Annotated in this window: 12 protein-coding genes and 1 other RNA gene; 3 read left to right on the top strand and 10 right to left on the bottom strand. The window is 55.0% G+C overall.

What is annotated here, in order from left to right:
• The first annotated feature begins 21 nt into the window (after nucleotides 1–21).
• Nucleotides 22–774 carry a substrate-binding periplasmic protein gene (locus tag ACLD1Y_RS20840; RefSeq protein ID WP_429479696.1) on the top strand — a complete coding sequence of 251 codons (753 nt, stop codon included), beginning with the start codon at nucleotides 22–24 and terminating at the stop codon, nucleotides 772–774.
• Between the two features lie 100 nt (nucleotides 775–874).
• Nucleotides 875–1,777: a DUF2167 domain-containing protein gene (locus ACLD1Y_RS20835; RefSeq protein WP_429479695.1), complete on the top strand. Its 903-nt coding sequence runs from the start codon at nucleotides 875–877 to the stop codon at nucleotides 1,775–1,777.
• Nucleotides 1,778–1,991: 214 nt separating this feature from the next.
• Here ACLD1Y_RS20835 and ACLD1Y_RS20830 read toward each other — a convergent pair whose 3' ends face one another.
• On the bottom strand, nucleotides 1,992–2,582 hold the full coding sequence (locus tag ACLD1Y_RS20830) for a hypothetical protein (RefSeq protein WP_429479694.1): 591 nt from the start codon (nucleotides 2,580–2,582) through the stop codon (nucleotides 1,992–1,994).
• A gap of 1 nt (nucleotide 2,583) precedes the next feature.
• Complete coding sequence (locus tag ACLD1Y_RS20825; protein ID WP_429479693.1) at nucleotides 2,584–3,630, bottom strand: N-acetylmuramidase family protein; 1,047 nt, start codon at nucleotides 3,628–3,630, stop codon at nucleotides 2,584–2,586.
• Nucleotides 3,631–3,877: 247 nt separating this feature from the next.
• Here ACLD1Y_RS20825 and ACLD1Y_RS20820 point away from each other — a divergent pair, with 247 nt between their 5' ends.
• A complete protein-coding gene (locus tag ACLD1Y_RS20820) occupies nucleotides 3,878–4,441 on the top strand; it encodes a hypothetical protein (protein ID WP_429479692.1) in 564 nt (187 codons plus the stop codon).
• 371 nt (nucleotides 4,442–4,812) lie between these two features.
• Here ACLD1Y_RS20820 and ACLD1Y_RS20815 read toward each other — a convergent pair whose 3' ends face one another.
• From ACLD1Y_RS20815 to zipA, 8 genes are all read right to left on the bottom strand, one after another.
• On the bottom strand, nucleotides 4,813–5,676 hold the full coding sequence (locus ACLD1Y_RS20815; protein WP_429479691.1) for a DUF4238 domain-containing protein: 864 nt from the start codon (nucleotides 5,674–5,676) through the stop codon (nucleotides 4,813–4,815).
• A gap of 500 nt (nucleotides 5,677–6,176) precedes the next feature.
• Nucleotides 6,177–6,407 (bottom strand): retron Se72 family effector protein, encoded by a 231-nt coding sequence (locus tag ACLD1Y_RS20810; protein WP_429479690.1) that lies wholly within the window; start codon nucleotides 6,405–6,407, stop codon nucleotides 6,177–6,179.
• A gap of 4 nt (nucleotides 6,408–6,411) precedes the next feature.
• On the bottom strand, nucleotides 6,412–7,593 hold the full coding sequence (locus ACLD1Y_RS20805) for a reverse transcriptase family protein (protein ID WP_429479689.1): 1,182 nt from the start codon (nucleotides 7,591–7,593) through the stop codon (nucleotides 6,412–6,414).
• A 34-nt stretch (nucleotides 7,594–7,627) separates the two neighbouring features.
• Nucleotides 7,628–7,813 carry a hypothetical protein gene (locus ACLD1Y_RS20800; RefSeq protein ID WP_312830603.1) on the bottom strand — a complete coding sequence of 62 codons (186 nt, stop codon included), beginning with the start codon at nucleotides 7,811–7,813 and terminating at the stop codon, nucleotides 7,628–7,630.
• A 591-nt stretch (nucleotides 7,814–8,404) separates the two neighbouring features.
• Nucleotides 8,405–8,501: signal recognition particle sRNA small type (gene ffs / locus ACLD1Y_RS20795), an RNA gene on the bottom strand.
• Nucleotides 8,502–8,738: 237 nt separating this feature from the next.
• Nucleotides 8,739–9,902 (bottom strand): zinc-binding metallopeptidase family protein, encoded by a 1,164-nt coding sequence (locus tag ACLD1Y_RS20790; RefSeq protein ID WP_429479688.1) that lies wholly within the window; start codon nucleotides 9,900–9,902, stop codon nucleotides 8,739–8,741.
• A 119-nt stretch (nucleotides 9,903–10,021) separates the two neighbouring features.
• Nucleotides 10,022–12,379, bottom strand: a complete 2,358-nt coding sequence (gene ligA, locus ACLD1Y_RS20785) for an NAD-dependent DNA ligase LigA (protein ID WP_429479687.1) — start codon at nucleotides 12,377–12,379, stop codon at nucleotides 10,022–10,024.
• A 62-nt stretch (nucleotides 12,380–12,441) separates the two neighbouring features.
• A complete protein-coding gene (zipA, locus tag ACLD1Y_RS20780; protein ID WP_429479686.1) occupies nucleotides 12,442–13,305 on the bottom strand; it encodes a cell division protein ZipA in 864 nt (287 codons plus the stop codon).
• Nucleotides 13,306–13,392: the final 87 nt, after the last annotated feature.

Here is a 13,392-nt window from a genome sequence, read left to right as displayed (position 1 = left end):
AGGCCTGAACCCGGAGAGCATATGCGCGTAGTCCTGGGCGCTTTATGGATGATTGCCACGGCTTGCCTTGCGGCGCCTGCACCGCTGCGCTTCTCGGTTTCCGACAGTTGGGCGATGCCCATGGTGCAACTGGAAAACGGCCAGCCCACCCAGGGCATCCTGTATGACTTGATGTCGAGCCTGGCCACCCAGGTGGGGCACCCGGCCCAATTCCACGTATTGGCCCGCGCACGCATTGCAGGGGCCATGGAGCACGGCGACATTGACGTGCGCTGTTATGTGGCCCAGTCGTGGGTCGACAACATGTCCGGCGACTACACCTGGAGCGTGCCGTTGTGGGTACAGCGCAACCTGTTGGTGGCCACCCACGTACCGACTCAAGCCGTGCAGATCGACAAACTGCCCGCCCAATTGATCGGGACGGTACTCAACTACCGATACACCACGCTCGATCCCCTGTTCGCCAGCGGCCAACTCATTCGCGACGATGCGCGCAGCGAAGAGCAGGTGCTACACAAACTGGTGGCCGGGCGCTTCAAGTACGCGGTCACCAACGAATGGATTCTGGACCGTTTCAACCAGGGCCTGCCGCCGGGCCGGCGCCTGCATAAAGTCGCGGTAATAGAGGAACAAAGCCTGGGTTGCACCGTACGCAACGACCCGAATGTGCCGGTGCAGCGTATTTTGCGCACATTGTTGCGGATGAAGATGTCGGGCGAGATCGACGACATTATCAAGCTGTACACCGGGGAATCGGCGTCCGCTGCGCCCTAGCTGCTTAACCTAGCTGCTTAAACTGAGACACCGGTCTAATTCGCAACATCTTGTTTCATGTATCCTGCCGCGAAATTAATTCGATATGTAAGGGACTACCATGAATTACTTCCGCCTACTATTGGTGGCGGCCGCTCTGAGCCTGCCTGCCGCACCCGCTTTTGCTGCCAAACCACCCGCCCCCGTCGAAACCAGCGCGCCTGCCGAAACCCCCGAGCACTTCCTTGCCTCGCTCAAGCAGAAGACTGGCACAGTCACCCTGCCCAGCGGCATTGCTACCCTCAAGCTCAACGACGAGTTCTACTACCTCGACCCGTCCGACACCGAACGCCTGCTGACCGACGGCTGGGGTAACCCGCCGGGCTTCAAGACCCTGGGCATGATCGTGCCCAAGGCCGTCAGCCCGCTGTCGGAACGCGGTTGGGGCGTGATCGTCAGCTACAAGGCCGACGGGCATATTTCTGACGAAGACGCGGCAAAAATCGACTACGCCGACCTGCTCAAGCAAATGCAGGAAGAAGACGAAGCCGACAACCAGGAACGCCAGAAACAAGGCTACGCCGGCCTGCACCTGCTGGGCTGGGCCGAGCCGCCGCACTACGACGACACCACCCACAAGATGTACTGGGCCCGTGAACTGAAAGCCGACGACGCCGAGCAAAACACCCTCAACTACAGCATTCGCGTGCTGGGCCGTGAGGGCGTGCTGGAACTCAACGCCGTCGCGGCCATGGCCGACCTACCGACCATCAAGCAGGAGCTGCCCAAGGTGTTGGCGTTTACCAACTTCACCGACGGCAACCTGTACACCGACTTCAACCCTAAAACAGACAAGTTGGCCACCTATGGGTTGGCTGCTCTGGTAGCCGGTGGCATTGCCGCCAAGGCCGGGCTGTTTGCCAAGATCGGCATTTTCCTGCTGGCGGCGAAGAAGTTTCTCGTGATTGGCGTGGTGGCACTGTTCGCCGTGATCCGCAAGCTGTTCAACCGTAACAAGGCTTAAGCCCGCGCACACAAAAACGCCGCAATCTGCCTGGGCAGGTTGCGGCGTTTTTACGTGCGGAATAGACCCAATCTGTGGTGAGCGGGCTTGCCCCGCGCTGGGCTGCGAAGCAGCCCCAACAAGACCGCCGCGATGTATCTGGAAGACCGAGGGGTCTGGTTTTAGGGCGACTTCGTCCCCCGGCGCGGGGCAAGCCCGCTCACTACAAGGCAGCTCAGCTTCTTGGGGCAATTAGACGACGGTATTGATCCTGGCTGATCCAGCCGGTGAACGAGCGGTCGTCAGCGTTGATGAATTCAACCTGGGCCCAGCCGTCCTTGAACGCCAGTACGCCGACCACATCGTCTTTGACGATATACGGGCGCTTGGCGGCCTTGGCGGTAGGGTTTTTCAGCAGGTAAGCCTTGTCGGCAGACACCTTGACCAGGCCGATCCATTGTTTGTTGGCGGTCTGGGTCAGGTCCAGGCCGGTGGCGATCTCGGGCATCAACACATTGATGCAACCGGGATGCTGACGGCCCTGCTCCACGGTCAAGGTCACGCCATCGGACGAAGGCGCCACGCTGCCGGGATAGACATCATCGAGCCACGTGGTCAGCGCGCCGGGCTTGCCCTGCAGGTAGAACGCGCAACTGCGGGTGACGCCCTCGCCCATGGACTCGGAGTAGAAACCTTCGACTTGATGCTCTGGCGTCACTGCCAGCATCAGCCCTTCGTACTTGCCCGAATGCAGTGCATTGGAACCCGCAAACGCCGGTACTGCGGCACACAACGACAACACACTTACCGCCAGAAAACGGATCATCTTATTTTTTCCCTTCAAGTTTTTCGTAGGCTTTTTGCATAAGGACGTCATAGTTGCCGTAGTCCTCACCGTTATAGTTACGCGCCATACCGGTAAAATCTTTAGCCTTCATGGCCTTCATCAACGCAGGGCTCTTGCTGCAAAAGCCGAGAAACGCCTTTAGTTGGTTGCCCGCGTTCACTTTTAATGCCGCCGAAAACTCAAAGACGGTCTTGTAACCACAGGACGCAAAGTTAAAGCCCATGATCTGGAACATCCCCCACGACGCCGACATCAGGGCCGCTTCCTGGTCCAGGGCAAACGCGGTGGCCATGGTTTCCCAGGCCTTGGTTTGGTCCTTGTTATTGGCCTGCCACTGCGGCCCGGCCTTTTTCTTATAGGGGTACGACAACAGTGGGTGCGCCTGGTCGTAGATGTGCTTGGTGTACTTGCGGAACAAGTGGCCTTCAAACGCGATCACCGGCAATTTGGCCGACCCGAAGCCCGAACGCCCGCCGGACTCCACAGTGGCGAAGGCCTTGATGATATTTACCGAAATCCCACTGCCCAACTGCGTGGCAGCGTTCTGGAAGTCCGTTTCGCTGAGGGTCATACCCCCGTCGCACGTGGCCTGCAACATCAGTTGCCGGTTACGCCGCTCGGCCTCGATCATCGCGCGCATGCGGTCCAGGTACACATTGACGGTGGCCTGCACCGCATCGCCCTGGTTGGTGGCAAATACATTCAAGAAGCTTGGGATACGCATGCTCGGGAATGACTTTACCGGCACTTTCACAGCCTCTTCGATCAGGCTATTGAAGGTGCGGCCGGTGGGGTCGATCACGCCATCGGGGTGGGCGTACTTGAGATGGCGGAACTGGTACTGGCTGATGCACTGCACCAACTGGCCGTCGCACTTGCCGTTCTCGACCAGCGGAAAGCCCAGCTTGGGAATGATCAAATTGAATAAATACTGGACGCACTGAACATCGGCGGGCAAGTTACGGGCTTTACCGGGAGCGCCTACCGACGCACTGATAAGACGGGGCAACCCTTGCAGGCTTTTCATCACAGACATCCTTGTTAGTTAAAGAAGTGATAGCACTTCAATATCAACTCTGCGCCACCGTCATATTCTGAAACAAGTGGCGGGCGCAAACTAACAAGGCGGTTTTGGCTTGTAAAGCGGCGAGGTTAAAAGTTGTGAAAGAACCCGCACAGGCCTAGGCATTTGCATTTAAACGGAGTATTGGGCAGCGTCTTAGGCTACTGTCACTCGCGCAAAATTCTCCCGACGCACACTTTCAAGGATTGAAATGAAAGCCACACTGCTCGTTTTGTCTGCCCTACTCCTTCTCTGCGGCTGCGCCACGCAGCGCGCCAACGTCGCCACCCCGTCGAGGCCCTCGATTGCCGAAACAAAATCGGTGCAGTTTGCGGGCAAGACGTTTGTCCTGAAATTCCAGAAAGCGGGCCTGTGGGAGTATTTCCCAGCAGAAGAAAGCGTCGATGCCTGGACTGAAATGGTGGACTTCACCGTCGTCCCTCGCGAGATGAACCATCTCAAGCCCCTCGACATCGGCAAACGCGCGATTGCGCTTCACCAGCAGGAAAACCCGAACCTGCCGGCGATGCTGATGACAGACAACAGGACCGGGGTCGATTACGCGATGATGTTTTATCCCAACTCACTGCGCAAAGACGGGCAATTCTCGGAGATCAGCTATTTCAAGTACTACAAAGACGGCGCCAGCGGCCAGACCATCATCTTCCACTACGCCAGGAACATCCCAAAACCGAATGACCCGTCGGACAGCGCCGAAAAGATTGGCCAGGAGATACCGCCACTGATCGAAGCATTTCCGCTTTACCGGCCGTAATGCCGTTAAGCGCACAGCACAAAGCGATTCGCAGGCAGTGAGTGCCAGCAAAGCGTGTATAAAATTTGGATTTTTAAGGGTGTTGCAAGGAGAGCGTTATGGAGGCAACCCCACCAGCCACACTCCGGCACACAATGTTCCCGCTGTGGCTGCTGCCTTCCGGCTCTGACCAGATGGCATGCAAGCATGCTCGGGTATCGTTGAAAGCGATAAGGGGCAAGGGTAACGGGTTTTTGAGGTTGTCTATAATAATCTTCCGTGCCAACACCCGGTGCGGACAGTCAGAAATCGGAGGGGAGGGAAGCCAGCACTTTCACAAACAGCTGTCACACAACGGTTTCCAGTGTCAAAAGGCTGCAGTATTTTAAGAGTTAGACACGATGCATTTCTTTAACGACTCTACTAAATTTGGTACAAGCTTCGTCCTTCAACTCTCGACTTGAAATCACATACTTATCAGAACGCGATATAACGTCAATATTATAAACTAACGTCAAAACGCTAACAAAATCGGAATCAAGCGCAGACGAATCATATGCCAGTATAAGAAGTTTACTCGGAGATATCGCCAGCCGAATAAAATACAATGGCTCATCCTCTATAGCACCATTGTTTATCACCACCACATTATCACCCAGAACGAAATGCTCTCCCGACATATCAACCTGAACTACAACCCAGCTCATACAACTTATTGACTTTGCAACCTCCGAATCAAATATTCTATCCACCATAAGCTTCAGGACTGTATTACCTCTAACCGCCTGAATATTAAACTCCGCTCTCTCTATAACACCAGCCAAACCTGGATGAGCTTTGAGCAACTCTTCAAAGTAATTATCAATTTCTGCAATGCTCTTATACCTCTCGATTTTCTTAGGATTTCTCTCAATCATGCAAACCATGAATACCGACCAGACATCCCTCTCTTCTTCGGTCAAAGCGCCCACCCCATGATCCAGCAACTTCCTATGTATCAGGGCAGCTTGATCATCGATCTTGGCCATAACTTTACTTTCAACTTCATCTGATGGTTCTTTAGCTCCTATATATTCCGGAAATACTGTGTATAAATTTTCTACGTAGGCAACTGATTTGGGAGCTCCTTTCCGAAAAGAAATATCCCCTCCTCCGTTCCTTTGGTATATCCACAGGAAACCATCTTCATCTTGCCACTCTTTCAGAAGAAATTTTGGGATAAAATGATGCTTTGTAGAAGCGTTTTGTTTTGACATAAATACTATCCACACCGGATAAACAAGCTATTCTCGAGCACCATTTTTTTGCGCAGTACAGGGACAATGGGAAGCGATTTCAGATTAATAAGTGTGCAGCCCCAGCCCTCCCCATCTCTGAAGCGTACTTTGCCACTCTGCCTCAGCACATGGCAAGATGAGCTATAACTCTATAACGTGAATTTCGGAGGATAGCTATGCAACATAACTGGGGATTGCAGATCACGATAGGCGATCCCCTTATCCTTCTGATCCATAACCAGCATGCTCTGACTGCTGGACTGAAAGAAGTAACAACTCTCTGAGCATGGGGAGAGGGGGGGGTAAAAGTTACCATTAACGCTACAGCGGCACTGGAAACGTTAGATATAAAGACGCAAGCCATCACAGATGGCGATCATGAGGCTCCGACAGTTGCAACCTTCATTAAATCGCCCCCTATCCAGGCCGAAAATTTTGTAGACGATGACCAAAACAAGCAAGGCGGTTTAAGTTATTAATTAGGTGACTTTGTCTAATTTTTTCAAATCGTAAGCCCGAGGCCCCTTACCCACAATTTTTAATTGAAATTCCACATAATCACCAACATTCACAGACTTATCATCATCTGCTATATCATCATAAAAAAAGAAAACATCTTTCCCTTTCAGTCGCCGAATAAAGCCAAAACCTTTGAACGAATCGTAAGTCGTGACTTTCCCGCGCTGTACTCCTTCAACCTCATCGCTCACGACCTTACTCCCAGACTTGTGACTTTAAAGGCAGATCGGAGAATTTAGCTTTCAGCTGTCTTCTTAACGCCCGCGCCAGAACCCGATCAGTTCGGGTAAGAATGCCAATAGCGTGAATTATTTTGTGGTACGCATTTATCACTCCCATTCGCGTATGCGTGGAAGTATGCTTTCGTAACAACTTCTGCGCCTCAAATAAAATCTGAGATCTTTTTGTACTGTCGTAGAGCGGCAAAATTTTACTGAGTCGCCCACGTAGATCTGCAGCCTCTACGTGCTTTAAGCGAGTAACTATCGCGACTTTACCCGAGACCCGATTCCACAATTCATGGTAAGAATCATCAAAAGGGCTTTTTTTGTATTCCTGCTCACAAATATAAACAAGCTGCCTAATGTATCTTCGCTCATCTTTCTTAAGTTTAGGCTGACCATGGCTGACCCATAGGCCCGTTACCTTATACTCAGCCGCTAAATCATCCGACCTTTCCACTTTCGTCTTACTATTGTTAAGCCGAAGATTGTGCTTTCGAAAGACAGCAGCAACATCCTTAATTAAGTCCGTGGCAACATCTTGAGCAAGTATTGTAGATGAAGAAATTGTCACATCATCAAGAAGACGAGTGTACACCAACCCACGACTTTTAAACTTGCTAACCAAGCTGTATTCGGAGTTATGAAATACTAAATTCGCGACATAGCTCGAAGTGCAAGCACCCTGAGGCACATGCCCATTTAAAGTAACTAGCTTTGTAAGCAGAACGCTAACATCATCCGGAAACTTAAAAAAATATTTGAATATACTTGAAACACTTGACTCCCTGATATTATCGTAGAAATTTTTGATATCCAAACTAATCAAAAATTTTGAACCCGCATGCAGCTTGCAGTTCTCCACGTAATCACGAGTATTATCGGGGTCTTTGATACCACCTTGAAGGTATTCAGGATAAATTACTTTCTCGAAGATCCTGGAATTAATGCGCTTTTGAAGCCGCTTTAACTCATATTTAGGATCATATACAGTCCTCTCTTTACCATTTTTCGTTACGATATCGAATTTGGTGTAAGAGTTGGATGCATCCTCCGCAAGATCTTTCAGCAATCCGGGAACAACGCCCAATGCCTTAGCAAGCGTTTCGATAGAAGCAATAGGAGACAACGGGTAGTACGGCTTATCCTTTGCCATCAAAAGTCCTATAAAGCAATAAGTAGAGAGTCAGTTAAACGTCAAAGAACTTCAAAATCGAAGAAACTATAATACGCCCAACCCAGCAGAGGAAAGCTGTAACAGTCATTCCCCAAACCACATCCGAACCAATTTTTTTCCCACCGACCCCATCTCTGGACTTCGAAGGAATGCTCTCATTTTTACCAGTCACGGTGATGTTTACGTTGATGAATATCATCAATTTTCTCCTTGCATCAGGTGAACGGAATGCCCACCTGTAGCCAGACCAAGGAAGAACTTAAGCAACAAAGAATATTAATATTGGTTCAGATGGACTCTCAACTATTACGCCAGACAACGGTCGCTGCGATATAGTGCTCATGAACCACAGAGCGCGTTCGCCGCGTAAGGAGCACCGAGGGGCCGGTCATGATCCAATTAAGGATCGCCTAGTTAAGGCATCGTTTTCTTTGCACGTGACTTTAAAGAGCGGAACAAGGCGAGATACGCCTGCGGTCCTGATATTAAACAGCCTTCATCTGAGCGTCAATGTCCTTCAAGCAAATTATTTACCCTGGCCGAGAAAAGGCTGAAGCAGCAATTAATCGCTACCGATGAGTAAACTGAAATTGCGGCAAATCTCATACCACACGAGCAATATGACTGACTTGGAAAAAAATCTGCAATAGGCGTTGCTGAATTTGACGCAGGAAAGAGGCTATGACCCTCGACCAAGGTGCGCCAGTTCGACGTCACTAATCGCTGTCACACTTCGAGTTTTTGATTGAGAAAGCCTTGAGAATTCAAGGACTTGGCATTATGGAGGCAACCCCACCAGCCACACCCCGGCACACAATGTTCCCGCTGTGGCTGCTGCCTTCCGGCTCTGACCAGGTTCACGGGTAATCGTTGCGGGGGGACCGATGGGGTCACCATAACGACGCCTGCCTCTCGGCAAGCGGGGCCATTGTACCGATCTGATCGGAAGTTACAACCGTTCGAGCTGGATTAAAAATCAAAGGGGTTCAAGCACTTGCCGTAGAACCCGACATCACCGCTATCCAGTGTGGGAGGGGGCTTGCTCCCGATTGGGGTGTGTCAGTCACACAATGGATGACTGACACACCCCAATCGGGAGCAAGCCCCCTCCCACATTAAAGCAATCACTGGGCCTGCAAGACCTCATCCGCCCGTCCGCCCTCTTCCTGGATCACCAGGTGAATAAAGTGCAACTTGGCAATCACCGCCGGCGGCAGCACGAAGGGATAGAAATCCGGCTGGCCCATGCTGCGGGATAACTCATTCAGCATCCCCGCCAACTCGATCCACGCATTGACGAACGACAGGAACGCCACGCCGCCCGGATGCTCAGGGTCATAGAGGGTGGTCAGCGGAAACGGCTGGTAATCCAGGTCCATCTCGCGGGCGCTCATGCCAAAACCCAGGGCGGTGTCGACCGCGTCCATCATGTGCAGGTAGTGGGCCCAGGTTTCGGCCCAGTCCTCCCAGGGGTGCATGGTGGCGTAGGCGCTGACGCAGGTTTGTTGCCAGTCGGGGCGCGGGCCATTTTGGTAGTGCTGGTCCAGCGCTTCGGCATAGCTGGCGCGTTCGTCGCCGAACAGGTTGCGAAACCCTTCCTGCCAGTGGGTATTGGCGATCAGCCGATCCCAGTAATAGTGGCCGACCTCGTGGCGAAAATGCCCGAGCAATGTGCGGTAAGGCTCGTGCATTTGCACCCGGATTTTCTCGCGGTGGGCGTCGTCGGCTTCCTTGATATCGAGGGTGATCAGGCCGTTGGCGTGGCCAGTCATGGGCGCATTGCCTTCCAGGTCGATGCCAACGAAGTCGAAGGCCAGGCCGGTCTCTTCATCGACGGTCTTGGGCACTACTTGCAGGCCAAGGCTGATCAGTTGTGCCACCAGGCGGCGCTTGGCGGTTTCGACTTTGCGCCAGCGCTCGGGGTTTTCCGGGATCGACAGGTCGGGGATGGTGCGGTTCAGGCTGCAGGCCACACACAGCGGGGCGGTGCTGTGGGCCGGGATCAGCCAGTTGCAGGCCGCCGGGGTGTCCAGGTTGGCACAGCGGCGGAAGGCGCCGGCGTCGAGGTTGTCGTCTTGCAGCCAGGTGCCTTCGACGGGGCCGGGTTGCAGGGAGGCCAACCGGCTTTGCTGGGGCTGGTAACCCAGCAGCGCCTGGCAGGCCAGGCATTGGCTGTTGCGAAAGAACAGGGATTGGCCGCAGCGGCATTGCCACACCTTGCTGTTGCGAGAGGGCGCCGTGAACGGTGCGGCGATGCGCGAACTGAGTTGCTCGAAGTAGCGGAACATGGCGATCTCTCCTGGGTGACTGAGACTAGATCATTTCCCGCTCGAGATCGTTCCGCTTTCCTACAAAGGGGGCTGCTGCGCAGCCCAACGGGAGCAAGCTCCCTCGCCACGGGGCGTGATCAGACAGTGATGTTGTGTTTGGCCAGGAAGGCGACGAAGGCTTCTTCATCCAGCACCTTGAGCCCCAGCTCGCTGGCCTTCGCCAGCTTGGAACCCGCGCCCGGCCCGGCCACCACGCAGTGGGTCTTGGCCGAAACCGAGCCCGCCACCTTGGCGCCCAGGCTTTCGAGCTTGTCCTTGGCCACGTCGCGGCTCATCAACTCCAAAGAACCGGTGAGTACCCAGGTGTGCCCCGCTTCGGGCAAGCCTTCGACCACCTTCTTCTCGCTGTCCCAATGCATGCCGAAGTCCTTGAGCTGCTGCTCAATGGCCAGGGCACGGTTGGCGTTGTCGGCATTGTCGAAAAACTCGCGCACGGCCTTGGCCTGTTTCTCGGGCAGGGCCTGGCGCATATCCAGCCAGTCGGCCTTGATCACGCCTTCGAGGCTGCCGAACTTGTCCGCCAGCTTCTGCGCAGCGCCAGGGCCGACGCTGGGCACGTGCAGTTTGTCGAGCAGGCCGCCCAGCGTAGTGCTGGCAGCGAACTCCGGGCTCAAGTCGCCCTGATCCTGCAATTGCAAGCCGCATTCTTCTGGCGACAGCAGCGCGCCGATCACGTCCTGGTTATGGCTGTCTTCAAAGAAGCTGTGAATCTCATGGGCCACTTCCAGGCCAACATCCGGCAAGTACGTCAGCACCTCCGGCAAGGCCTTTTGCACACGCTCCAGGGACGCCAGGGAGCGCGCCAGCACCTTGGCAGTCTCCTCGCCTACGTCCGGGATGCCCAGGGCGTAGATAAAGCGCGCCAGTGTCGGTGTCTTGCTGTTTTCGATAGCGGTGATCAGCTTCTTGCTGGAGATATCGGCGAAGCCTTCCAGGTCGATGATCTGTTCGTACTTGAGCTTGTACAGGTCAGCCGGCGAGCCGATGAGTTTTTCATCCACCAACTGTTCAATGGTCTTGTCGCCCAGGCCGTCGATGTCCATGGCACGCCGCGAGACGAAATGGATGATTGCCTGCTTGAGCTGCGCACCACAAGCCAGGCGCCCGACGCAGCGGTACACCGCGCCTTCGCTGACGGTTTCCTTGCCTTTGCTGCGTTTGACCAGTTGGGTGCGTTCCACATGAGAGCCGCACACCGGGCAGCTTTCGGGGATCGGCACCGGACGTGCGTCTTGCGGACGGCGCTCCAGCACCACCGAAACTACCTGTGGGATCACATCACCGGCACGGCGGATGATCACGGTGTCGCCGATCATCACGCCCAGGCGCGCCACTTCATCCATGTTATGCAAGGTGGCGTTGGACACGGTGACACCCGCGACCTTGACCGGTTTCAAGCGTGCCACCGGCGTAACAGCACCGGTACGACCCACCTGGAATTCCACATCCAGCAGCTCAGTCAGCTCTTCCAACGCCGGGAATTTATGCGCAATCGCCCAACGCGGCTCACGGGCGCGGAAGCCCAGTTCACGCTGATAAGCAATGCTGTTGACCTTGAACACCACGCCGTCGATTTCATAGGGCAGGCTGCTGCGCCGTTCGCCGATGTCGCGGTAGTAGTCCAGGCAATCCTGGATGCCTTTGGCCAGTTTCAGCTCATGGCTGATGGGCATGCCCCACTTCTGCAACTGTTGCAGGTTGCCGATATGGGTATCGCTGATATCGGTGGTCACGCCATAGCAGCAGAATTCCAACGGGCGGCTGGCGGTGATCTTCGAGTCCAGCTGGCGCAGGCTACCGGCGGCGGCGTTGCGTGGGTTGGCGAAGGTCTTACCGCCGACTTCCAGTTGCGAGGCGTTCAAACGCTCGAAACCGGCCTTGGACATGAACACTTCGCCGCGCACTTCCAGGGTCGCAGGCCAGCCAGTGCCGTGCAGTTTCAGCGGAATATTGCGCACGGTGCGCACGTTGACGCTGATGTCTTCGCCGGTGGTGCCATCGCCACGGGTGGCGCCGCGAACCAATTCACCGTCTTGATACAGCAGGCTGACCGCCAGGCCGTCCAGCTTGGGTTCGCAGCTGTACTCCACCACCGCGCCACCGCCAAACAGATCACCGGCCGGCAGGTCGAGACCCTCGGTGACCCGGCGATCAAACTCCAGCATGGTGGTTTCATCAAACGCGTTGCCAAGGCTGAGCATCGGCACTTCATGCTTGACCTGGGTAAACGCCGACAATGCCGCACTGCCCACACGCTGGGTCGGTGAGTCCCGCGTTACCAGCTCCGGATGCTCGGCCTCCAGTGCCTTGAGCTCGTGGAACAAGCGGTCGTACTCGGCGTCCGGAATGCTCGGCTCGTCGAGGACGTGGTAACGGTAGTTGTGCTGATCCAGTTCAGCGCGCAGTGCGAGGATGCGGGTGTGGGCGGCGGTCATGGGTGTTCTCTCATAAAGCAAAAGAGCAGCCGAAGCTGCTCAAATGGTGGTGCTTGTTCTGCTTAGCGTTTCTGGGTCAGGGCACGACGCTCAAACTCGACGATACGCTGACGGTAATGCTCGATGGTCTGGGCAGTGAGGACGCTGCGTTGATCGTCCTTCAGCTCGCCGTTCAGTTCCTGGGACAGCTTGCGGGCTGCGGCCACCATCACGTCGAACGCTTGTTTCGGGTGACGCGGGCCTGGCAGGCCGAGGAAGAAGCTCACCGCCGGGGTGCTGAACAGGTCGATATCGTCCAGGTCGAAGGTGCCCGGCTTGACTGCATTGGCCATGGAGAACAGCACTTCGCCGTTGCCGGCCATGCTTTCGTGACGGTGGAAAATATCCATCTCGCCAAACCGCAGGCCGCTTTCCAGAATATTTTGCAACAAAGCCGGGCCTTTAAAGCCAGCGGCGTCGCGGCAGATCACGCTGATCACCAGCACTTCTTCGGCAGCCGGTTGATCGGCCACCGATTGGCGTGGCGCGTTCTTGCCAACGTTTTCATCCGGGAAGTCGTCGTCGCGGCTGCTGAAGCTCGGGCCTTCATCGACGTCGAGGTTCAGGTCGCCCTGATGGGGTTCGGCAACGCCAGCACTGGCGCGCTTGCCACGCTTGGACGACGGCTCGCGGGCTTCACGCACCGGCGCGCTCATCGACGGCAGGTCGTGCTCGTCCAGTTGCGGTTCTTTATGGGTATCCAGCACGCGGGGCGGCCCCAGCAGCTCGGCGCTGCCGTCGTCGTCAGGCAAATTGGACAGGTTGCGGTCCAGACGGAATTTAAGCTTGCCCTTGCCACCGCGCATGCGGCGCCAGCCATCAAAAAGAATACCGGCAATGACAATAATGCCGATGACGATCAGCCACTCGCGCAGACCGATTTCCATGTAATCCCGTGCCTCTAATAAAAAATGCTGAAAAATAAGGGGTTTAGCACCGTGCAAACCGCTTTAAAACGTGGCGCCAACTCTATG

The organism is Pseudomonas sp. 18175 (assembly GCF_050432925.1).
Lineage (GTDB): Bacteria > Pseudomonadota > Gammaproteobacteria > Pseudomonadales > Pseudomonadaceae > Aquipseudomonas.
The sequence above is the reverse complement of the archived record's forward strand: the minus strand, read 5'-3'. Positions and strand labels throughout refer to the sequence as shown.

What these genes read in the sequence shown, in the direction of transcription:
- ACLD1Y_RS20840 (WP_429479696.1), top strand. Translation starts at nt 22, where the DNA reads ATGCGCGTAGTCCTGGGCGCTTTATGGATGATTGCCACGGCTTGCCTT.
- ACLD1Y_RS20835 (WP_429479695.1), top strand. Translation starts at nt 875, where the DNA reads ATGAATTACTTCCGCCTACTATTGGTGGCGGCCGCTCTGAGCCTGCCT.
- ACLD1Y_RS20830 (WP_429479694.1), bottom strand. Translation starts at nt 2,582, where the DNA reads ATGATCCGTTTTCTGGCGGTAAGTGTGTTGTCGTTGTGTGCCGCAGTA.
- ACLD1Y_RS20825 (WP_429479693.1), bottom strand. Translation starts at nt 3,630, where the DNA reads ATGAAAAGCCTGCAAGGGTTGCCCCGTCTTATCAGTGCGTCGGTAGGC.
- ACLD1Y_RS20820 (WP_429479692.1), top strand. Translation starts at nt 3,878, where the DNA reads ATGAAAGCCACACTGCTCGTTTTGTCTGCCCTACTCCTTCTCTGCGGC.
- ACLD1Y_RS20815 (WP_429479691.1), bottom strand. Translation starts at nt 5,676, where the DNA reads ATGTCAAAACAAAACGCTTCTACAAAGCATCATTTTATCCCAAAATTT.
- ACLD1Y_RS20805 (WP_429479689.1), bottom strand. Translation starts at nt 7,593, where the DNA reads ATGGCAAAGGATAAGCCGTACTACCCGTTGTCTCCTATTGCTTCTATC.
- ACLD1Y_RS20800 (WP_312830603.1), bottom strand. Translation starts at nt 7,813, where the DNA reads ATGATATTCATCAACGTAAACATCACCGTGACTGGTAAAAATGAGAGC.
- ACLD1Y_RS20790 (WP_429479688.1), bottom strand. Translation starts at nt 9,902, where the DNA reads ATGTTCCGCTACTTCGAGCAACTCAGTTCGCGCATCGCCGCACCGTTC.
- ligA (WP_429479687.1), bottom strand. Translation starts at nt 12,379, where the DNA reads ATGACCGCCGCCCACACCCGCATCCTCGCACTGCGCGCTGAACTGGAT.
- zipA (WP_429479686.1), bottom strand. Translation starts at nt 13,305, where the DNA reads ATGGAAATCGGTCTGCGCGAGTGGCTGATCGTCATCGGCATTATTGTC.